General features: G+C 61.9%; 22 protein-coding genes. 2 read left to right on the top strand and 20 right to left on the bottom strand.

The genetic code is table 11. The features are described from left to right. Positions 1-80 precede the first annotated feature (80 nt). The 20 genes from acpS to E2583_RS07400 form a co-directional block, all read right to left on the bottom strand. Positions 81-482, bottom strand: a complete 402-nt coding sequence (gene acpS / locus E2583_RS07495; RefSeq protein WP_291594519.1) for a holo-ACP synthase — start codon at positions 480-482, stop codon at positions 81-83. A gap of 65 nt (positions 483-547) precedes the next feature. Further along, the gene (locus E2583_RS07490; RefSeq protein ID WP_291594517.1) at positions 548-1,321 is read right to left on the bottom strand and encodes a pyridoxine 5'-phosphate synthase; all 774 of its coding nucleotides are present in this window, start codon (positions 1,319-1,321) and stop codon (positions 548-550) included. After that, a complete protein-coding gene (gene recO / locus E2583_RS07485; RefSeq protein WP_291594515.1) occupies positions 1,318-2,097 on the bottom strand; it encodes a DNA repair protein RecO in 780 nt (259 codons plus the stop codon). Before recO ends, E2583_RS07490 begins: the two co-directional genes overlap by 4 nt. A 169-nt stretch (positions 2,098-2,266) precedes the next feature. Then, complete coding sequence (gene era, locus E2583_RS07480) at positions 2,267-3,379, bottom strand: GTPase Era (RefSeq protein ID WP_291594513.1); 1,113 nt, start codon at positions 3,377-3,379, stop codon at positions 2,267-2,269. Continuing rightward, positions 3,376-4,059, bottom strand: a complete 684-nt coding sequence (gene rnc / locus E2583_RS07475) for a ribonuclease III (RefSeq protein WP_291594512.1) — start codon at positions 4,057-4,059, stop codon at positions 3,376-3,378. The genes era and rnc overlap by 4 nt, the downstream gene beginning before the upstream one ends. 9 nt (positions 4,060-4,068) lie before the next feature. Further along, the gene (locus tag E2583_RS07470; protein ID WP_291594510.1) at positions 4,069-4,419 is read right to left on the bottom strand and encodes a DUF4845 domain-containing protein; all 351 of its coding nucleotides are present in this window, start codon (positions 4,417-4,419) and stop codon (positions 4,069-4,071) included. Positions 4,420-4,491: 72 nt separating this feature from the next. Next, positions 4,492-5,469 (bottom strand): signal peptidase I, encoded by a 978-nt coding sequence (gene lepB, locus E2583_RS07465; protein ID WP_291594509.1) that lies wholly within the window; start codon positions 5,467-5,469, stop codon positions 4,492-4,494. After that, positions 5,469-7,277, bottom strand: coding sequence for a translation elongation factor 4 (gene lepA, locus E2583_RS07460; RefSeq protein WP_291594507.1), 1,809 nt, complete (start codon positions 7,275-7,277; stop codon positions 5,469-5,471). Before lepA ends, lepB begins: the two co-directional genes overlap by 1 nt. A gap of 428 nt (positions 7,278-7,705) precedes the next feature. Beyond that, a complete protein-coding gene (locus E2583_RS07455) occupies positions 7,706-9,205 on the bottom strand; it encodes a DegQ family serine endoprotease (RefSeq protein WP_291594506.1) in 1,500 nt (499 codons plus the stop codon). A gap of 260 nt (positions 9,206-9,465) precedes the next feature. After that, on the bottom strand, positions 9,466-10,254 hold the full coding sequence (locus tag E2583_RS07450) for a sigma-E factor negative regulatory protein (RefSeq protein WP_291594504.1): 789 nt from the start codon (positions 10,252-10,254) through the stop codon (positions 9,466-9,468). Positions 10,255-10,281: 27 nt separating this feature from the next. Then, a complete protein-coding gene (rpoE, locus tag E2583_RS07445) occupies positions 10,282-10,911 on the bottom strand; it encodes an RNA polymerase sigma factor RpoE (RefSeq protein ID WP_291594502.1) in 630 nt (209 codons plus the stop codon). A gap of 38 nt (positions 10,912-10,949) precedes the next feature. Next, the gene (locus E2583_RS07440; RefSeq protein ID WP_291594500.1) at positions 10,950-11,432 is read right to left on the bottom strand and encodes a hypothetical protein; all 483 of its coding nucleotides are present in this window, start codon (positions 11,430-11,432) and stop codon (positions 10,950-10,952) included. Between the two features lie 124 nt (positions 11,433-11,556). Next, positions 11,557-12,804, bottom strand: a complete 1,248-nt coding sequence (gene fabF / locus E2583_RS07435) for a beta-ketoacyl-ACP synthase II (protein WP_003057981.1) — start codon at positions 12,802-12,804, stop codon at positions 11,557-11,559. Between the two features lie 36 nt (positions 12,805-12,840). Beyond that, positions 12,841-13,080, bottom strand: a complete 240-nt coding sequence (acpP, locus tag E2583_RS07430) for an acyl carrier protein (protein ID WP_003058049.1) — start codon at positions 13,078-13,080, stop codon at positions 12,841-12,843. 159 nt (positions 13,081-13,239) lie between these two features. Beyond that, positions 13,240-13,983 carry a 3-oxoacyl-ACP reductase FabG gene (gene fabG, locus E2583_RS07425; RefSeq protein ID WP_291594498.1) on the bottom strand — a complete coding sequence of 248 codons (744 nt, stop codon included), beginning with the start codon at positions 13,981-13,983 and terminating at the stop codon, positions 13,240-13,242. Next, a complete protein-coding gene (gene fabD / locus E2583_RS07420; RefSeq protein ID WP_291594496.1) occupies positions 13,980-14,924 on the bottom strand; it encodes an ACP S-malonyltransferase in 945 nt (314 codons plus the stop codon). The genes fabG and fabD overlap by 4 nt, the downstream gene beginning before the upstream one ends. 50 nt (positions 14,925-14,974) lie before the next feature. Next, positions 14,975-15,955, bottom strand: a complete 981-nt coding sequence (locus E2583_RS07415; protein WP_291594494.1) for a beta-ketoacyl-ACP synthase III — start codon at positions 15,953-15,955, stop codon at positions 14,975-14,977. 8 nt (positions 15,956-15,963) lie between these two features. Further along, a complete protein-coding gene (plsX, locus tag E2583_RS07410) occupies positions 15,964-17,004 on the bottom strand; it encodes a phosphate acyltransferase PlsX (protein WP_291594493.1) in 1,041 nt (346 codons plus the stop codon). A gap of 197 nt (positions 17,005-17,201) precedes the next feature. Continuing rightward, complete coding sequence (rpmF, locus tag E2583_RS07405; RefSeq protein ID WP_003058062.1) at positions 17,202-17,384, bottom strand: 50S ribosomal protein L32; 183 nt, start codon at positions 17,382-17,384, stop codon at positions 17,202-17,204. Between the two features lie 239 nt (positions 17,385-17,623). After that, positions 17,624-18,178: a YceD family protein gene (locus E2583_RS07400; RefSeq protein WP_291594492.1), complete on the bottom strand. Its 555-nt coding sequence runs from the start codon at positions 18,176-18,178 to the stop codon at positions 17,624-17,626. A 25-nt stretch (positions 18,179-18,203) separates the two neighbouring features. On the opposite strand from E2583_RS07400, the gene E2583_RS07395 reads away from it, so the two are divergent. Both E2583_RS07395 and E2583_RS07390 read left to right on the top strand, forming a co-directional pair. Then, positions 18,204-18,812, top strand: coding sequence for a Maf family nucleotide pyrophosphatase (locus E2583_RS07395; protein ID WP_291594490.1), 609 nt, complete (start codon positions 18,204-18,206; stop codon positions 18,810-18,812). Next, entirely contained in the window at positions 18,809-19,597 is a 789-nt protein-coding gene (locus E2583_RS07390; RefSeq protein ID WP_291594489.1) for an SAM-dependent methyltransferase, read from the top strand. The genes E2583_RS07395 and E2583_RS07390 overlap by 4 nt, the downstream gene beginning before the upstream one ends. Positions 19,598-19,689 lie beyond the last annotated feature (92 nt).

Genomic DNA, 19,689 nt, shown 5'->3' with positions numbered 1-19,689 from the left:
CCCGACCCGGGCCGGAGGTCTCCCGCCAGGGGCGCCCCGCAGCCAGGGCGGCTGTCCCCGGGGGAGCGCCGCAAAGCGGCTCAGGGGAGAGACATTTTTTCGACCACGCAGAAGCTGGCGGCGTAGTCGGATTCGTCCGTCACGGACAGGTGCGCCGTAAGATGGTTTTTCTCGAACCACTCCCTGAGTTCGCCATGCAGGCGAATGGCAGGCTGGCCGCTGGGCAGCTTGATGACTTCGCAATGGCGCCAGGTCATGGGCATGACCATGCCCATTCCCACGGCCTTGCTGAAGGCCTCCTTGGCCGAAAAGCGCGTGGCCATATAGCGGATGCCGCGCTCGGGCCAGCGCGCGCTGCGCGCCCTCCAGGTCGCCAGTTCGCCATCGGCCAGAACCTTGCGGGCAAAACGCTCGCCATGCTTTTCCAGGCTTGCGCGAATGCGGCGCACATCGCAGATATCAGTGCCGATGCCGTAAATCATCCATGACTCCTTTAGAGAGAAAAAGGCCTCAAACGCTTTTCCATCAAGCACCAGCCGCTATCTTTTCAGGAATTCTTCTGCACCATGCCGGCATCGATGCAGGCCTGGTAGGCCTTGACGGTCTCGGCATAGCCCAGCTCCAGGGCATCGGCGATCAGTGCATGGCCGATGGAGACTTCGGCCAGGCCGGGCACCCGGGCCACGAAGGCCGCCAGATTGTCGCGATTCAGGTCATGCCCGGCATTGATGCCCAGGCCCACATCCAGCGCGGCCTGGGCAGCCCTGGCATAGGCCTGCAGCTGCTGCTCCTGCCCGGCTTTGCCCCAGTGGGCGGCAAAAGGCTCGGTGTAAAGCTCCACGCGGTCGGCACCGACTGCCCTGGCGGCCGCCATCTGTTCGGGAATGGGGTCCATGAACAGGCTCACGCGCACCCCCAGGGCCTTGCATTCGGCAATCAATGGCCTGAGACGTTCGGCATCCTGGGGAAAGCTCCAGCCATGGTCGCTGGTGAACTGGTCTTCGCTGTCCGGCACGAAAGTCGCCTGATGCGGGCGCGTCTGACGGATGAAATCCATCAGATTCTGCGTGGGATTGCCCTCGATATTGAATTCGGCACTGGGCCAGTTCGTGAGCAGCTCGTGCAGCGCAAAGACATCCTGCGCGCGGATATGGCGCTCGTCGGGACGCGGGTGAATGGTGATCCCCTGCGCTCCGGCCTCGAGACAGATCTGCGCCGCACGCGTCACGGAGGGAATGCCCAGATGGCGGGTATTGCGCAGCAGCGCCACCTTGTTGACATTGACCGAAAGCGCGGTGCGTGGGAAGGCAGGGATATTCATAGCGATTGCAGATCCATCATCAGCTGGCGGGTGCGCAGCATGGTTGAGCCGCAATGGTATTGCAGAAGATGGCGCAATTGCGGCTTCAGGGCCTGGGCCACTTCGGGCTCGGCCAGCGCGTTCAGGGTTCTCGGAAACGGCTGCTCGGCCTGCAGCGCCAGCTCTATGCCCTGCCACTGAAGGCCGGTCAGCGCAGCGCGCTCGTGCCCGGAGGCCTGGCGCAGGCCTCCGTCGGCGACCAGGGTATAGCGCAAAACACTGTTGACCTGCCCGAGCGTGGCGCTCTCCTGGCGCAGATCGGGCAGATGGCCGAGTTCGCGCAGCAGCACCAGCTCGAAGGCGCGCAGCACGGGCTCGATGGCCTCGGTGGTGCCCCCATGCTGGCCGGCGAGCACGCGCACCACCCCGGCATAGATGTCGAACAGCGCCGCATACGGGTCATCGCGTGCCAGCAAGCGCATCAGCAGCTCGTTGAGGTACATGCCGGACCACAGCGCATCGCCCTGGGGCATGACATGACCACCGACCCATTCCGCCCCCTTCAGGGTGTGAATTTCGGCATTGCCCTCTGCTCCCAGGGTGTAGCTGAGCTTGAGCGGCTGCAGCGGCAGCAGCACCGGGCGAAAGTTGGAGGTATGGCGCTTGACCCCCTTGGCCGCGAGCGCCACGCGCCCGCGATGGCGCGTGAACACCTCCAGGATCAGGCTGGATTCGCTCCAGTCGTACTGGTGCAGGATATAAGCAGGTTCGTCGCCGACGCGTTTGGCGCTAGCCATGAATCACTCCAGCCTGGTCAGTGGCGCATGGCTGCGCCCAAAAACCCAACGAAACCGAGAGGAAGGCGATTTTGCCGCCGGGCCGCCCCAAGGCCAAACCTGGCACCAGCCAGGTCAGGACCCCCTCGGGGGGCAGCGACCACACGCAGTGAGGGTGCGTGGGGGTCACTTACTCGTAGCCGAAGGATTTGACCCGGGCCTCGTCATCGGCCCAGCCGGACTTCACCTTGACCCAGACTTCCAGGAACACCTTGGCATTGAGCAGCTTTTCCAGCTCCTGCCGGGTTTCGGTGGAGATGCGCTTGAGGCGCTCGCCTCCCTGACCGATCACCATGGCCTTGTGACCATCGCGCTCGACCACGATGGTGGCGGCAATGCGCATGAAACGGCCGAACTTGGGGCTGGGCTCCTCCTCGAACTTGTCGATGACCACCGTGGAGGTATAGGGCAGCTCGTCGCCCGTGAAGCGGAACAGCTTCTCGCGCAGGGTCTCGGAAGCCAGGAACTTCTCGCTGCGGTCGGTCAGCTCGTCTTCACCGTAGAACCAGGGCTGCTGCGGCAGGTATTTGGCACAGATGCCATACATGCGCTCGATATCCTTTTTGTTCTTGGCCGACATGGGCACGAACTCGGCAAAAGGATGGCGCTCCTGCATATCCCGCAGCCAGGGGGCGATCTCGGCGCGGCGTCCCACGGTGTCCAGCTTGTTGGCGATCAGCAGCGTGGGAATGCCGGGCTTGAACAGACTCAGCACCTTGGCATCGGCCAGTGTGAAGCTGCCCGCCTCCACCACGAACAGGATCAGGTCCACATCGCCAATGGCACCCATCACGGTCTTGTTGAGCGACTTGTTCAGGGCCGTGGAATGCTTGGTCTGGAAACCGGGGGTATCCACAAAGACGAACTGGGTCTCGTCCTTGGTACGGATGCCGGTGATACGGTGACGCGTGGTCTGGGCCTTGCGCGACGTGATGGAGATCTTCTGGCCCACCAGCGCGTTCATCAGCGTGGACTTGCCCACATTGGGCTTGCCGACAATGGCGATCAGGCCGCAGCGCTGCTCTTCGGGCGCGTAGACACGGGCCGGAGCCTCCTCTTCCTGGTCGCGGATGGCCGTCGGCGTGCTACCGGGCTTGGCAGCGGCCAGCATGGCGCTGATGTAGTCCAGGCTGGGATCACTGATGTCGGTGGTCACAGACTTGGGGCCTTTGGAGCCTTTGGGGCCTTTCGCCTTTTCTGCACCTGCGGTGCCCGCTATTTTTTTCTTGGCAGCATCGGTCATGGATTCTTGGCTTTCACTTTGTCCAGCAAGGCGGCAGCCGCCGCCTGCTCGCCCATGCGGCGGGATGCTCCCGAGCCCTGGGCGCTGATATTCCATTCGGCAATCGTGCACTCGACCTTGAAGGTCTGCTTGTGCGCGGCGCCACTGATTTCCACCACATGGTATTGCGGCAGCTTCATGCGCTTGCCCTGTAGCAATTCCTGCAGTGCGGTCTTGGGGTCTTTGTCGGCCGCACGCATGTGGGGATTGATGTCCACGCCCTCGAAGAGGTGGTGGACGACTTTCTCGCCGGCGGCAAAACCGGCATCGAGGTAGACGGCACCGATCAGCGCCTCCACGGCATCGGCCAAGATCGACGGGCGCTGCTTGCCACCGGACTTGGCCTCACCCTCACCCAGACGCAGCAGATCGGGCAGCTGCAGCTTCAGCGCAATCTTGTGCAGCGTGCCTTCCTTGACGAGATTGGCCCGAACGCGCGAGAGATCGCCTTCGGGCATGGAGGCCAACTTGGCATAGAGCAAGCTGGAGATGGCCAGACTCAGTACCGAGTCGCCCAGAAACTCCAGTCGCTCGTTGTTGTCGGCCGAAAAGCTGCGGTGCGTGATGGCACGCTGCAGCAGCGCCGGGTTGGCAAATTGATGTTGCAGCCTTTGCTGCAGAGCGACTAGAGCAGGTTCCACCTGAAAGGTCTATTTCTTGAAACGGTAAACAAGGTAGGCAGGGCCTGCCAGATGAATCTCACGGGAATACTCGAAGCCCACGACGATCTTGTCGTTGACCTTGGTCACGTTCAGATCATTGCCGGAGATGGACTTGAAATCATCAATGGAGGCCGAGCGATCGAAGCTGGCCTTGACTTCGGCAACGGTACTGCCTTCAGCGGCGGCCTTGTTGGCCGCCTTGGTGATGGCCTGGTACTCCAGGAAGACGGGCACCGATTGTGCGCCAATTGCAGCAGCCGCCACGATGATGGCCACGAGAAACACCAGGCCGATGAAGGACAGACCACGCTGCCTGGAGCGCAATGACAGATTTTTCATGCTTTTTCCCTCTCAAGGCGGGCATGTTCCTGCCCGTGTATCCCAGAAAAATGACGAAACGATTGCCGCTGCTCAGTGGAAGCGGCCGATACGGCTCAGATCACCGAAGTTCATCCAGACGAAAAAGGCCTTGCCCACGATGTTCCGGTCCGGCACAAAGCCCCAGTAACGCGAGTCCAGCGAGTTGTCGCGGTTGTCGCCCATCATGAAGTAATGCCCTTCGGGCACCTTGCAGGTCACGCCCTCCACGCTATAGCGGCAGTTTTCCTTGTACTCGAAGTTGCTCGCCCCCTGGATGAAGGCCGGCACATCGTTGTTGACGATGGCGCGGTGCGGCTGATCGCCCAGGGTTTCTTCGAACTGCTTGAAGTAACGCATCACGTCGCGGTCCAGGAAGTCCGGCATTTCGGACACCGGCAGCTCCTTGCCGTTGATCGTCAGACGCTTGTTCAGGTAGGCGATCTCGTCGCCAGGCACACCCACCACACGCTTGATGTAGTCCAGCGTGGGCTGGGGCGGATAGCGGAACACCATCACGTCGCCGCGCTGGGGCTTGTTGCCTTCGGTGATCTTCTTGTTGATCACGGGCAGACGGATGCCGTAGGTGAACTTGTTGACCAGGATCAGGTCGCCGACCAACAGCGTCGGGATCATGGAGCCGGAGGGAATCTTGAACGGCTCGAAGAGGAACGAGCGCAGCACGAACACGATGGCGATCACCGGAAACAGACCGGCGGTCCAGTCCAGCCACCACGGCTGCATGAGAATGCGATCCCTGGCGTCGGCGGAGACTTCGATGTCGGTCTTGGCAATCCCCATGCGATCCAGCTCGGCGCGGCGCTCGACGGCGGCCTGCTCCAGAGCGGCTGCAGCCGCACGGCGCCGCGGCAGGAAATAAAGGCGCTCGGCCAGCCAGTACAGACCGGTGACCATGGTTGCCAGAAACAGCAACAAGGCAAAGTTGCCTTCGATGGAGCCGGTATACCAGGCCGCGATATAGCCTACAAAGGCCGCCAGGATGGCGGCCGTGATCAACTGCATGACTTGCATCAATCCTCCACTTGCAAAATGGCCAGGAAGGCCTCCTGCGGCACTTCCACAGAACCAATCTGCTTCATACGCTTCTTGCCGGCCTTCTGCTTTTCGAGCAGTTTGCGCTTGCGCGTGATGTCGCCGCCATAGCACTTGGCCAGCACGTTCTTGCGCATGGCCTTGACGGTTTCACGCGCAATGATGTTGGCGCCGATGGCAGCCTGAATGGCCACATCGAACATCTGGCGGCTGATGATCTCGCGCATCTTCGCCACCACGGCACGACCGCGATACACGGACTGCGAGCGGTGCACGATGATGGACAGTGCGTCGACCTTGTCGCCGTTGAGCAGGATATCGACCTTCACCACGTCGGAGGCACGATACTCCTTGAACTCGTAGTCCATGGAGGCATAGCCGCGCGAGACGCTCTTGAGCTTGTCGAAGAAGTCCAGCACGATTTCGCCCAGCGGCATCTCATAGGTCAGCATGACCTGACGACCGTGGTACTGCATGTTCATCTGCACGCCACGCTTCTGGTTGGCCAGCGTCATCACCGGCCCCACATAGTCCTGCGGCATGTAGAGGTGCACGGTCACGATGGGCTCGCGGATCTCCTGGATGCGGCCGATGTCGGGCATCTTGGAGGGATTTTCCACGTCGATCAGCTCGCCATCGCCCTTGATCACCTGGTAGACCACGCTGGGAGCGGTCGTGATCAGGTCCTGGTCGAATTCACGCTCCAGACGCTCCTGGACGATTTCCATGTGCAGCAGGCCCAGGAAGCCGCAACGGAAGCCAAACCCCAGCGCCTGCGAGACTTCGGGCTCGAACTGCAGCGCCGCATCGTTGAGCTGCAGCTTTTCCAGCGCATCACGCAGCTGGTCGTACTCGGAGGCTTCGGTGGGATACAGGCCTGCGAAAACCTGGGGCTTGACTTCCTTGAAGCCGGGCAGCGGCTTGTCGGCGGGGCCCATGTTGTTGGGCAGCTTTTTTTCCAGCGTGATGGTGTCACCCACCTTGGCGGCCTTGAGCTCCTTGATGCCCGCGATGATGTAACCCACCTCGCCGGCCCTGAGCACGTCACGCGGCTGATTGGCCGGGGTGAACACGCCGATGCTGTTGGCTTCATAGGCGGCGCCGCTGGCCATCATCTTGAAGCGCTCATTCTTCTTGAGCTCGCCATCGACCACGCGCACCAGCATCACGACGCCCACGTAGGGGTCGAACCAGCTGTCCACGATCATGGCGCGCAAAGGGCCGTCGGGATTGCCCTTGGGAGCCGGCACCTTGGCCACGATGGCCTCCAGGATCTCGTCGATCCCCATGCCGGTCTTGGCCGAGCAGGGAATGGCGTCGCTGGCATCGATACCGATCACGTCCTCGATCTCGGCCTTGGCATTGTCGGGGTCGGCCTGGGGCAGGTCCATCTTGTTGAGGACGGCAAACACCTCCACGCCCAGATCGAGCGCCGTGTAGCAATTGGCCACGGTCTGGGCTTCCACGCCCTGGGAGGCATCGACCACCAGCAGACCGCCTTCGCAGGCCGACAGCGAGCGCGAGACCTCGTAGGAGAAGTCCACGTGGCCGGGGGTGTCGATCAGGTTCAGGTTGTAGACATTGCCGTCCTTGGCCTTGTACTGCAGGGCCGCAGTCTGGGCCTTGATGGTGATGCCGCGCTCCTTCTCGATGTCCATCGAGTCCAGCACCTGGGCTTCCATATCGCGGTCGGCGAGGCCTCCGCAGCGCTGGATCAGGCGGTCCGCCAGCGTGGACTTGCCATGGTCGATATGCGCAATGATGGAGAAATTACGGATGTGATTCATCAACGAGAAAGACAGCTTGGAATTGAAAAAAGTGGCCTGCAGCAGCAAGAAAAAAGGGCGCGTCCCTCAAGCGGCGCGCCCTTAACCAACAATCTCTGGCAACTGCGATAGTTGGGACTTTATTGTAGGCAAAACTGGCCGCAAACCAAGACCCAGCAAGGCTTGACAAGTTCCGGTTTGTGATTCTCAAATTCATTTGTCAACAAATTATCCACAGACCGGAAAACGCCGTTTAGCCATCAGCAGCAGGAGATTGCAAAGGCTTTTGCACCGCTTGAAAACCGCTTGTCAGCGTGATTTTTTGCGTCCAACCACCATGCATTTGCGTGGGATTCTACCCAATGGCATAGGGGCACTGGCAGGCTGAGGGCTTGTTGTCATTTCAGATCACGAAATGACAACAAGCTCTTGCCGGCTTTTCGTCACCCTTATTTGGCTGGACGGATGAGCACATATTGTGCCCAGTCGCCGCGGCGCACCAGCACATTCACAGGCCTGGACTTGTCGGCCTTGGCCCATGCCGCCTCGAAGCTCTTGAGGTCGGTGACCTCCAGGTTGGCCAGCTGCAGAATCACATCGCCCTCACGCAGGCCCGCACGGGCTGCGGCATCCACGGCAGCCGACACGCGCACCCCCCCCTTGATGGCCAGCTCCTTCTTCTGCGCGGCCGTCAGCTCGCTCAGCGTCAGGCCCAGAGCCTTGTTCTCCAGTGTTCCGGTCGCAGGATTCTTGCCTGCCCCATTGTTGCCGGCCTTGGCCTTGGCAACATCGTCGGAAGGCACTTCGGCAATCACCATGCTCAGCTCCCGGAGCTTGCCGCGGCGCAGCACGGTGATCGTGCTCTTGGTGCCAGGCTTGGTATTGCCCACGAGACGCGGCAGATCGGAGACCTTCTCGATCGCCTTGCCATCGAACTTGGTGATCACGTCGCCCGCCTCCACACCGGCCTTGGCCGCAGGGGAATCCGGCTCGACGGCCGACACCAGGGCGCCTTCGGGCTTGCCAAGGCCGATGGACTCGGCCACATCCTTGGTCACGGGACCGATCTGCACGCCGATACGGCCGCGCGTGACCTTGCCGCTGGCTCGCAGCTGATCGCTGACACGGATCGCCTCATCCACGGGAATCGCGAAGCTGATGCCCATGAAGCCGCCCGATCGCGAGTAGATCTGGCTGTTGATTCCCACCACCTCGCCGCGCATGTTGATCAGCGGGCCGCCCGAGTTGCCGGGATTGATGGCCACATCGGTCTGGATGAAGGGCAGATAGTCGCCAGTGTCGCGCTGCTTGGCCGAGACAATACCGGCCGTCACCGAATTCTCGAGCCCGAACGGAGAGCCGATGGCCATCACCCACTCGCCCACGCGCAACTTGCTCACATCGCCGATCCTGACTGCGGGAAGGCCTTTGGCATCGATCTTGACCACGGCCACATCGGTGCGCTTGTCGGCACCGACGATCTTTGCCTTGAACTCGCGCTTGTCGGTCAGCGTGACGATGACTTCATCGGCACCATCGACCACATGGGCGTTGGTCATCACGTAGCCGTCGGCAGTGAGGATGAAGCCCGACCCCACGCCGCGCGGCTGCTCCTCTTCGGACTGGCCGCCCTTGGGCGAGCGCTGACGCGGAACATTGGGCACGGGCAGGCCGAAGCGGCGGAAGAACTCCAGCATGTCTTCATCCATGCCCAGAGCCTCCGCACTGTTGTTGGAGACTTTCTCCAACGTACGGATGTTGACCACGGAGGGGCCGACCTGATCAACCAGGTCCGTGAAGTCCGGCAGGCCGCGCGCCGCTGCGGCACTCTGGGCATGGGCGGTCACCGGCAACACGGCTCCTGCGGCGAGCGCCGCAATTGCCATGGTGCTGGCCAGGGCTGTCGCCGAAACACGGGATTTGAGCGTCATCCAGGCGGGTGTGCGCATCGTTTTTGTTCCTTGTTTGAATCGTCTGACACAAGCGGTCGTGAAATCAGACCCATGGGAGAAAGCGGGTAGAGGCGTCGAAAGCTCATTCTGGCAAAAGCCGGCATCGACTGAAAGTGCCCTGCTGCGTCCGGTTGGGCGCGGATGAGACAGCATCTGCGGCCAACTGCATTGAAATCAATAATCGCTGACGCAGTCAGCACGAGGCTCCAGGCCGGAAAACAATCTATGCCGGCTCAGGCCGGCCATGCTCCGTCGCATCAATGGCGGGTAGCCGTGGCAAAGCTTGCATTGCGCAGGAAGCTGGCGGGCATCTGCAGATTCGGCGCACTGCTTTGCTGGGGATGCGAAGCCAGCAGCTCGTCCAGACGCGGATCGCGCAGCATCACGGTCTGGCCGTTGGGGCTGGCAACGGCCACCACGGTGGACGACTGGGCTTCAGAGCTCAGTGGCATGACCGCTTCCTCAGCTCCGGAGACCGGCTGACTCAAACCCAGCGATGCGGCGGGCGTTGCAGCCACGACGACATTCGGGCTCAGAGCCGCAAGCTGAGCGCCCCCCTGGCGACCGTACAGACCGCCCGAGCCCGCGAGCATCACCCCCCATCCGACAGCGGCCACGGCGGCTACCGAGGCAAAGCCGGCTGCCATCTTCCAGCGAAAGACCGATGCATTGGCGGCCTGGCGGGCCGGCAGGCTGACCACGGTGGCGCCATTGCCCAGCGCCTGCCCGCGCTCATCGGCCGCCGTGATCTGCTCCAGGCTGCCCAGACCCAGGGAACTGGCCGCATCTGCGCTCACACCGGGCAGATGAATGCCGCGAATCGGCTCACGCTCCATATGGGCGCGCACGCCGCTCAAAATATCATGCTGACTGTGGTGGGCCAGCTCGGGAGAACGCAGCACATCGCCAATCAGGTGATACATGGCCCAGGACTGCTGGCCTTCGTCGCTTTCCGCATAGGAGAGAACGGCCTGCATCTGGGCCGAGGAAGCCTCGCCATCCACCAGGGCCGACAACTGTTCCTGCTTGATCAGATCGTCATTCATGAAGTTCACCTGCTCGTCTTGCCTGTACTACCAACGCTTTCCACCCTGGCGCTCCAGCAGGGGCCTGACCCTGGCCGAGATCACCTCGCGCGCCCGGAAGATGCGCGAGCGCACCGTGCCTATGGGACAGTCCATCGCCTGCGCGATTTCCTCATAGCTGAGGCCCTCGATTTCGCGCAGCGTGACCGCCTGACGCAAATCCTCGGGCAAAGCCTCCATGGCGGCATTGACGGCTTCGGCGATTTCACGCGCCGCCAACACTGTTTCCGGGGTTTCCTGAGTCGTTAGTTCCTGTCTGTGAACAGAAGTTTCATCCTCGTCGTCACCAGTATGTAACGCGCTCTCGGTCATCACCGGCGAGCGATGCATTTCCATCAATGCCTTCTTGGCCGTATTGACGGCGATGCGGTACAGCCAGGTGTAGAACTGGGCCTCGCCGCGAAACTGGTGCAAGGCCTTGTAGGCGCGGATGAAGGTCTCCTGGGTGATGTCAGGCACCAGATCGACATCGCGCACCATGCGGCCCACCAGACGTTCGATGCGACGCTGGTACTTGATGACCAGCAGCTCAAAAGCCCTTGTGTCGCCAGCATTGGCTCGTTCGACCAGAGCCAGATCGCTGTCGGCAGAGGGAGTGGGGAAATCGGGAGGTGTCATGAAAGGCCAAGCGGCGTGCTGCCATAACCGGCGAAGGCCTAGCCCTGCTCTGCCAGCTGCACGATGGAGGAATATACCGCACGCCGCAAGTCTCCCCATTGCTCGGGGCTGTGTCGTTGAGACAGGAAAATCCACAGCTGCTTGCGCTTGCCGCCCCCGGCCCTGAACACCAGAACGTCCGAAACGCTGAGCCAGATCCAGTGCCCGCCATCCAGCCCCATTCCCAGCCTTACCGGCAATGACTGTGCGGTCGGCAGGTTTTCAGCCTCCAGCAACCAATGCCCTCCATCCCAGAGCAGACGCCCTTGCGGCCAGTTCCGCCACTGCCCGCAAAGCAGGACCGCCGCCAGCATCAGGAACGGCAAGGTCAGCAGCCTTTGCAGAGCGCTCTGACCTGCGAGCAGGCTCCAGACCAGCAGGACCGTCAGCAGACCCGCCCCGATCAGCAGCAGCGCCCCGCCAGCCCAAACGGGCCGATCGAAGCCGTAGGCGACGGCAGGGGCATGGTAGCGAGCACTCATGGAGCGACCATGAGTGAAAATTCCTCTGCAGCAAAGCTAGGGAAAGCACCGTCACGCCGTACATGGACAAAAGCCCGCAAGGCCTGGACCTGTGCGGGCTTGTGCAGCAACAGCGCGAAGCGGATCAGACGCGCTTGAAGACCAGCGTGCCGTTGGTGCCGCCGAAGCCGAAGTTGTTCTTCACTGCCACTTCCAGCTTGGCGTCACGCGCCGTGTTGGCGCAATAGTCCAGATCGCACTCGGGATCCTGGTTGATCAGATTGATGGTCGGAGGAATCTTCTGGTCGTGCAGCGCCATCACGGTGAACACGCTCTCGATGCCGCCAGCGCCACCCAGCAGGTGACCCGTCATCGACTTGGTCGAGCTGACCACCAGATTCTTCTTGGCAAACTCACCCATGGCCGCCTTGATGGCATTGGACTCGTTCGCATCGCCCAGCGGCGTGGACGTGCCGTGCGCATTCAGGTAGTTGACCTGGTCCTGGTTCACACCGGCATTGCGCAAAGCGTTGAGCATGGCGCGGCGGGGGCCGTCCATGTTGGGTGCGGTCATGTGACCGGCATCGGCACTCATGCCAAAGCCTGCCAGCTCCGCGTAAATCTTGGCGCCACGGGCCTTGGCGTGTTCGTACTCTTCGAGCACCAGCACACCGGCACCTTCACCGAGCACAAAACCGTCACGGTCCTTGTCCCAGGGGCGCGAGGCGGCCTTGGGGTCGTCGTTGCGCGTGGATAGCGCACGCATGGCAGCAAAGCCGCCGACACCCAGAGGCGACACAGTGGCTTCCGTGCCACCGGCCACGACGATGTCTGCATCGCCGTATTCGATCATGCGTCCGGCCTCGCCGATGCAGTGCAGGCCCGTGGTGCAGGCCGTGACGATCGACAGATTCGGCCCCTTGAAGCCAAATCGCATGGATACATGCCCTGCCACCATGTTGATGATGGAAGCAGGCACGAAGAACGGCGTGATGCGGCGAGGACCGCGAGCTGCCAGTTCTGCGTGAGTGTTCTCGATCAGCGGCAGGCCGCCAATGCCCGAGCCGATCACGCAGGCAATGCGTGTGGCCAGGTCTTCGGACAGGGCTTCGCCTGTGGGCAGGCCTGCGTCCAGAACGGCTTGCTCCGCAGCCGCGATGCCGTAATGAATGAAGGTATCCATGGAGCGCGCATCTTTGGCGCTCATGTACTTCTCCACATCAAATCCCTTGACCTCACCCGCAATCTTGCAGGAGAAGTTCGACGCATCGAACTTGGTGATGAGGTCAATACCGGACTGGCCGGCCAAAAGATTGGCCCAGGCTTCGCCCACCGTGTTACCCACGGGGGAGATGCAGCCCAGACCGGTCACGACAACGCGACGACGGCTCATGCGTTCAAACCTTTAACTGATCGCTGAAAAAAGACCTTAGGCCTTTTGGTGGGTATTGGCGTAGTCGATGGCGTTTTGCACCGTCGTGATCTTCTCTGCGTCTTCGTCAGGGATCTCGATGCCGAATTCATCTTCCAGGGCCATCACCAGTTCCACTGTGTCCAGGGAGTCAGCGCCCAGGTCAGCCACGAAGGCCTTTTCGTTGGTCACTTGGGACTCTTCAACGCCGAGTTGTTCAGCAATGATTTTTTTGACACGTGCTTCGATATCGCTCATGGTTTCCCTCAGGGGGTTGTGAATGAACCCGCGATTCTAGCCGTTTCGGGAGAAGCCCCTTGGCGGCTGGCCGTCGCGAGGAAACGGCCACTGAACTTGCAAAAATGTTCAGCCTCTGGCAGCAGGGGTGGCGAACACCGCCCGCGCTGCCGAAATTTCTCACATGTACATGCCGCCGTTGACGTGCAATTCCTGCCCCGTCACATAGCCGGCACCGGCAGAGGCCAGGTAGGCCACGGCGTGTGCGATGTCGCTGGGCTGCCCCAGGTCGCCCATGGCGATCTGCGCCTTGAGCGCAGCCTTCTGCGCCTCTGGCAGGTCTGCCGTCATGTCGGTGGCGATGAAGCCGGGAGCCACGCAGTTCACGGTGATCCCGCGGCTGCCCAGCTCCTTGGCCAGAGCACGGGTCATGCCTGCCACGCCAGCCTTGGCTGCGGCATAGTTGGCCTGACCGGCATTGCCCGAGGCACCGACCACGCTGGTGATGCTGATGATGCGGCCAAAACGCTGCTTCATCATGGGGCGAATAGCCGCACGGCTGACTCGGAAAACAGCCTTCAGATTGGTGTCGGTGACGGCATCCCAGTCGTCGTCCTTCATGCGCATCGCCAGGGTGTCGCGGGTAATGCCGGCATTGTTGACCAGCACATGCAGGCCGCCGTCATTCTTGACAATCGAGTCGATCAGGGCATCCACGGCAGCGCCGTCCGTCACGTTCAGCGTGACACCACGGCCACCGAAGGCGGACAGTGCCTGGGTGATCTTTTCGGCACCGGCATCCGATGTGGCCGTGCCAATCACTTGATAGCCCTTGGAGGCCAGCTCCTGCGCGATGGCGGCACCAATGCCACGGGTGGCACCGGTGACCAGGGCAACCTGGGGCTTGGTCTGGTTCTCAGTCATGCGAGCAATTCTTTCACGTCAGCCAGGGTGGCTGTATCAAACAGGGGAGCACCCGTCAGGTCGGCGTCAATACGCTTGACCATGCCGGCCAGCACCTTGCCGGGTCCACATTCCACGACATGGGTCACGCCGCGAGCCTTGATGGCCTGCACGCACTCCACCCAGCGCACCGGACCAAAGGCCTGACGGTACAGGGCATCACGAATCGAGTCAGCGTCCGTCTGGACGGTGACGTCGATATTGTTGATGACGGGAATCAAGGGGGCGGCCAGCGTCAGCTCGGCCAGAGCAGCCTTGAGCTTTTCCGCGGCAGGCTTCATCAGGCTGGAGTGGAAAGGCGCCGACACAGGCAGAGGCAGGGCGCGCTTGGCACCTGCCGCCTTGACCGCTTCGCAGGCCTTTTCCACGGCCAGCTTGCTGCCGGCGATCACGGTCTGACCGGGGTCGTTGAAGTTCACGGCTTCCACCACTTCTGCGCCGCCCAGCTGGGCCGTCACTTCGGCACAGACCGCCTTGACCTTTTCCGCATCGAGCGCCAGAACGGCGGCCATGCCGCCCGTTCCCACAGGCACGGCATCCTGCATGGCGCCAGCGCGCAGGCGCACCAGGGGAGCGGCCTGAGCCAGCGTCAGCACGCCGGAGGCCACCAGGGCCGAGTACTCACCCAGGGAATGGCCAGCCACGGCATCGGGCATCGCACCGCCTTCGGCCTGCCAGACACGCCAGGCCGCCACACCGGCCACCAGCATCACGGGCTGGGTATTGGTGGTCAACGCCAGCGCCTCCTTGGGGCCTTCCTTGATCAGCAGACCCACATTCTCACCCAGAGCTTCGGAGGCCTCGGCCACGGTCTGGGCCACGACGGGATGATCCCCCCAGCCGTCCAGCATGCCGACAGACTGAGAGCCCTGACCCGGAAATACAAATGCAAATTTCTTCATATTTCTTTGTATAAAACTACCTTGAACGCTTATATAGCTTTCGTCCAACGCTACATTTTGACGAGCACAGCACCCCAGGTGAAGCCACCGCCGACACCTTCGAGCAAGACGGTCTGACCCTTTTTGACCTGGCCGCTGCGCACGCCATGGTCGAGCGCCAGAGGAATCGAGGCCGCCGAGGTGTTGCCATGCTGATCGACGGTCACCACCACCTTGTCCATCGACAGCTTGAGCTTGCGTGCCGTGCTTTGCATGATGCGGATATTGGCCTGGTGCGGAATCAGCCAGTCGATGTCGGCATCCGTGAGGCCGGCCTTATCCAGCGCCGAGCGAGCAGCCTTGTCCAGCACGCTCACCGCCAGCTTGAACACGGCCTGACCGTCCATCTTGAGCAGGGGATCGCCCAGGACATTGCCGCCGGAGACATTGCCCGGCACGCAGAGGATGCCGACATGGCTGCCATCGGCGTGCAGCTCGGTGGACAGGATGCCGGGCTCATCGGAAGCCTCCAGCACCACGGCACCTGCGCCATCACCGAACAGCACGCAGGTCGTGCGGTCGTTGAAATCCAGGATGCGGCTGAAGACCTCCGAGCCCACCACCAGCACGCGCTTGGCAGCGCCGGACTGGATCATGGAGTCCGCCACCGTGAGGGCATAGACGAAACCGCTGCACACAGCCTGCACATCAAATGCAGGGCAGCCGTTGCTGATACCCAGCTTGTGCTGAAGGATGGCGGCCGTGGAGGGGAACACCATGTCCGGCGTGGACGTGGCGACGATGATCAGATCGATCCCCGAAGCTTCTATGCCTGCAGCCTCGATGGCCTTGCGGCTGGCTTCCAGGGCCAGATCGCTGCTGGTCACATCCGGCTCGGCAAAGTGGCGGGCACGAATGCCGGTGCGCTCGACGATCCATTCGTCCGAGGTTTCCAGGCCACGCTGAGCCAGCTCGGCTGCGAGGTCGTGATTGGTCAGGCGGCGGGGCGGCAGGTAACTGCCGGTGCCGATGATGCGTGCGTAGCGTCTCATGTCTTCTATCAGGGCGCCGAAGTTCCAGATTCCGTCTGCGCTGCCAGCAGCAAAGGTGCGGCAGCAGCAATACGGCTGCGGACACGGTCAAGCAGGTTGTTGCGTGCCGCATCATACGCGCGGTTCAACGCGTGCTCGAATGCCATTGCATCGGCCGAGCCATGGCTTTTGAAGACCAGTCCGCGCAGACCCAGCAAGGCAGCGCCGTTGTAGCGCCGGTGATCAACACGCTTCATCAGCGCAGATAGCACCGGATAAGCAATGATGGCAGCAATCTTGGTGAAGATATTGCGCTTGAACTCTTCCTTGAGAATTCCCGAGATCATCGAGGCAACCCCTTCGGTGGTCTTGAGTGCGACGTTCCCGACGAAGCCATCGCACACCACAATATCCACCACTCCCTTGAAGGTGTCGTTGCCTTCCACATTGCCGTAGAAGTTGAGGTTGCCCGCATCGCCTGCGGCGCGCAGCAACTCGCCGGCACGCTTGATGACTTCGCTGCCCTTGATCAGCTCTTCACCGATATTGAGCAGACCGACACTGGGAGCCTCCGTGTTCTTGAGCGCCGACACCAGGGCCGAGCCCATGACCGCGAACTGCAGCAGATGCTCCGCCGTGCAGTCCACATTGGCTCCCAAGTCCAGCATGGTGGTGTCGCTGCCCTTGGCGTTGGGCAAACCGAAGGCAATCGCCGGACGGTCGATGCCGTCCAGGGTCTTGAGCAGATAGCGCGAGATCGCCATCAGCGCACCGGTATTGCCGGCAGACACTGCAGCCTGGGCCGCTCCGTTCTTGACCTGCTGCACGGCCACGCGCATGGAAGAGTCCTTTTTCTTGCGCAAGGCCACTTCCACGGGGTCATCCATGCTCACCACTTCCGTGGCGGGGACGATGGTCACACGCTCGTGCTTGAAACCAGCCAACTCCTCGGCCTTGCCGACCAGCAGCAAATGCGCATCGGGGTGTAAATTCAGAAACTGACGACACGCGGCCAGCGTGACGCGGGGGCCATGATCGCCCCCCATGCAGTCAACAGCCAAAGTAATCATGGGCGACTGACAGGTCCAATCGGGTTTGGGGTAATGAACTGAATGGTCCAGGGACCACCACAGGAGTTATCTGCAAAACCAGCCCTGGAATTGTGCAGCAAGGCCAGCCAAGGCTGATTTTGCAAATATCTCCCATAAAAACAAAAGCCTGTTGCTACAAAAAATGTAGCAACAGGCTTTGCGAATGCAGTCGTCGCTTAGGCTTCGGACTTGTTCTTCAGCACTTGACGGCCACGGTACACGCCGTTGGGGCTGATGTGGTGGCGCAGATGTGTCTCGCCGGTGGTGGCTTCAACAGCGATGCCAGGCACATTCAGTGCATTGTGCGAACGGTGCATGCCGCGCTTGGAGGGAGACTTCTTGTTTTGCTGAACAGCCATGATGGCTCCTGTGTATCTTGAAAGGGTTGGTAACACGACCCGCACGACAAGACCGGGCAAAGAATTCTGCCTTTCGACACACCCACCGAGAGCAGGTGCACCCTTGTCTGTGCAAGTCCTAAAAAAACGCGATCAGCCCATTAAAGACACGAGGGGGTTTCGCGCGAAGCTCACGATTATAGCGCAAACGCTTTTCGCAGCCCATGCAAAATCAAATCCCCATCGTGCTCCGGGATGGTTCAGTCGGCAGACTTGCCTACATTGAGAGACTGCAGCACGGCAAAAGGGTTTTCCTTTTGCTCATTGGCCTGCTCGAAGGCGTCGTCGCTGACCTCCAGCTTGACGGGTACCGGGCAGACTTCGTGGCGGGGCACCACGGGCACCTCCATCAGCAGCTCGTCTTCGATCAGCTCCAGCAGATTGAACTCGCTGCTCAGTGCCAGCACATCCTCATCGCTGTCGTCATCTTCCAGCTCCGCCGTCGCCTCGTCCGTAACGAAGCGGAATGACCGATCCACATAAAGGGGAATATCGGCCTCGGTCAGGCATCGCTGACAGGTCAACGGCAGATCCACCTCGGCACTCAGGTGCAGCCACACGTGGCCGCTGCCGCCTTTTTGCGCCACCAGCTCGCCTTCGGCTTCCCAGCGCACCAGGGGCTGCTCGCCCGTAATGGGCAGCGCATCGGCTGCCAGACGCTTGAAGTCCGACAATGGCGCCTGCCCATGCAGATGACCCGCAGCCTGCGCGAAAGCGCGCACGTCCAGCCGGGTCGCAGAAAAATCCTTGCTCATGCAGCCAGTGTAAGAGAATCGCGCAATGCCCGACTTATTGATTGCCGGACGACTTGAGCGTCCATTGATTCTTGGCTCCACCTCGCGCTACCGCCGCGAGCTGCTCGCCCGCCTGCAACTGCCGTTCGAAACGGTGTCTCCCGAAGTGGATGAAACCCCGCTCGACGGCGAAACGCCCCACGGGTTGAGTCTGCGTCTGGCCGTGGCCAAGGCGCAGGCCGTGGCTCGCTTGCACCCCGGCGCCATCGTGATTGGCTCCGACCAGGTTCCCGAACTTGATGGCCTCCCCCTGTCCAAGCCCGGCACCCACGAGCGCGCCACCGAGCAGCTGCGGCAGATGAGCGGCCGCCAGATGAATTTCCACACCGGTGTCTGCGTGAGCTGTGCCGAAACCGGCTTCATGGAATCCAGCGTGGTCACGGTGCAGGTGCGCTTTCGCACACTGAACGACCTGGAGATCGAGCGCTATCTGCGTGCCGAGCAGCCCTACGACTGCGCAGGCTCGGCCAAGAGCGAAGGCCTGGGCATCGCACTGCTGGACGCCATCGTCAGCGACGACCCCACCGCACTGATTGGCCTGCCGCTGATCCGCACCTGCCAGTTGCTGCGCGCTGCAGGAGTGGTTCTGCCATGAGCGAGACATCTAAAAGCAAGGCCGGCACCCTTTACCTGGTGCCGGCACCGCTCGATTTCGGCTGCGAAAGCCAGACTGCATTGACCGAGGTGCTGCCCGAGGGCACGCTGCGCCGCGCCGCCTCCCTGACCCACTGGATCAGCGAAAACGCCAAGACGGCACGCGCCTATCTCAAGCGCATCGACGCCTTGTTCCCGCTGGCTGCGCCGCTGCAGGCCCAGAACATTGCCGAGCTGCCACGCGAAGCCCACAAAAAAGGCGACCATGGCAACAAGGGCGGCGCCGTCTTCGACCCCAAGCCCCTGCTGGCGCCAGCACTGGCCGGACAGGACATGGGCTTGATCAGCGAGGCAGGCATGCCGGCCGTGGCCGACCCGGGCAGCTCCATCGTGCGCGCGGCCCATGATCTGGGCATTCGCGTCGTGCCGCTGACAGGACCGGTCTCGCTGCTACTGGGCCTGGCGGCCAGCGGCCTCAACGGCCAGAACTTTGCCTTTGTCGGCTATGTGCCCCAGGATGGCGCCGAGCGCACGGCCCGCATCAAGGAGCTGGAGAACCTGGCCCTGCGCCAAGGCCAGACCCAGCAGTTCATCGAGACGCCGTACCGCAATGCCGCACTCTGGCAGGCGCTGCTGCAAACCCTGCAGCCGAATACCCGGCTGGCCCTGGCGAGCGGGTTGACGCTGGAGACGGCACGCATTGAAAGCCATCTGGTGCGCGAATGGCGCCAGCGCAATGCACCGCCCGACAACCGTACGCCGGTGGTGTTTGCCATAGGCCGATGAGCGCCCGGAATCAAAAAAGCCTGCGGCAGACACCGCAGGCTTTTTTTGATGGATGGCTACAAGCGCTTATCCGGAAGGGATATCTGCCCTCC

It is taken from the genome of Comamonas sp. (assembly GCF_009360615.1).
GTDB lineage: Bacteria > Pseudomonadota > Gammaproteobacteria > Burkholderiales > Burkholderiaceae_C > Comamonas.
Note: the sequence above shows the minus strand (reverse complement) of the source record. Positions and strands in the feature narration are given on the sequence as shown.

Coding starts and splice junctions, on each gene's coding strand:
- acpS (WP_291594519.1), bottom strand. CDS start 482: ATGATTTACGGCATCGGCACTGATATCTGCGATGTGCGCCGCATTCGC.
- E2583_RS07490 (WP_291594517.1), bottom strand. CDS start 1,321: ATGAATATCCCTGCCTTCCCACGCACCGCGCTTTCGGTCAATGTCAAC.
- recO (WP_291594515.1), bottom strand. CDS start 2,097: ATGGCTAGCGCCAAACGCGTCGGCGACGAACCTGCTTATATCCTGCAC.
- era (WP_291594513.1), bottom strand. CDS start 3,379: ATGACCGATGCTGCCAAGAAAAAAATAGCGGGCACCGCAGGTGCAGAA.
- E2583_RS07470 (WP_291594510.1), bottom strand. CDS start 4,419: ATGAAAAATCTGTCATTGCGCTCCAGGCAGCGTGGTCTGTCCTTCATC.
- lepB (WP_291594509.1), bottom strand. CDS start 5,469: ATGCAAGTCATGCAGTTGATCACGGCCGCCATCCTGGCGGCCTTTGTA.
- lepA (WP_291594507.1), bottom strand. CDS start 7,277: ATGAATCACATCCGTAATTTCTCCATCATTGCGCATATCGACCATGGC.
- E2583_RS07455 (WP_291594506.1), bottom strand. CDS start 9,205: ATGCGCACACCCGCCTGGATGACGCTCAAATCCCGTGTTTCGGCGACA.
- E2583_RS07450 (WP_291594504.1), bottom strand. CDS start 10,254: ATGAATGACGATCTGATCAAGCAGGAACAGTTGTCGGCCCTGGTGGAT.
- rpoE (WP_291594502.1), bottom strand. CDS start 10,911: ATGACACCTCCCGATTTCCCCACTCCCTCTGCCGACAGCGATCTGGCT.
- E2583_RS07440 (WP_291594500.1), bottom strand. CDS start 11,432: ATGAGTGCTCGCTACCATGCCCCTGCCGTCGCCTACGGCTTCGATCGG.
- fabF (WP_003057981.1), bottom strand. CDS start 12,804: ATGAGCCGTCGTCGCGTTGTCGTGACCGGTCTGGGCTGCATCTCCCCC.
- acpP (WP_003058049.1), bottom strand. CDS start 13,080: ATGAGCGATATCGAAGCACGTGTCAAAAAAATCATTGCTGAACAACTC.
- fabG (WP_291594498.1), bottom strand. CDS start 13,983: ATGACTGAGAACCAGACCAAGCCCCAGGTTGCCCTGGTCACCGGTGCC.
- fabD (WP_291594496.1), bottom strand. CDS start 14,924: ATGAAGAAATTTGCATTTGTATTTCCGGGTCAGGGCTCTCAGTCTGTC.
- E2583_RS07415 (WP_291594494.1), bottom strand. CDS start 15,955: ATGAGACGCTACGCACGCATCATCGGCACCGGCAGTTACCTGCCGCCC.
- plsX (WP_291594493.1), bottom strand. CDS start 17,004: ATGATTACTTTGGCTGTTGACTGCATGGGGGGCGATCATGGCCCCCGC.
- rpmF (WP_003058062.1), bottom strand. CDS start 17,384: ATGGCTGTTCAGCAAAACAAGAAGTCTCCCTCCAAGCGCGGCATGCAC.
- E2583_RS07400 (WP_291594492.1), bottom strand. CDS start 18,178: ATGAGCAAGGATTTTTCTGCGACCCGGCTGGACGTGCGCGCTTTCGCG.
- E2583_RS07395 (WP_291594490.1), top strand. CDS start 18,204: ATGCCCGACTTATTGATTGCCGGACGACTTGAGCGTCCATTGATTCTT.
- E2583_RS07390 (WP_291594489.1), top strand. CDS start 18,809: ATGAGCGAGACATCTAAAAGCAAGGCCGGCACCCTTTACCTGGTGCCG.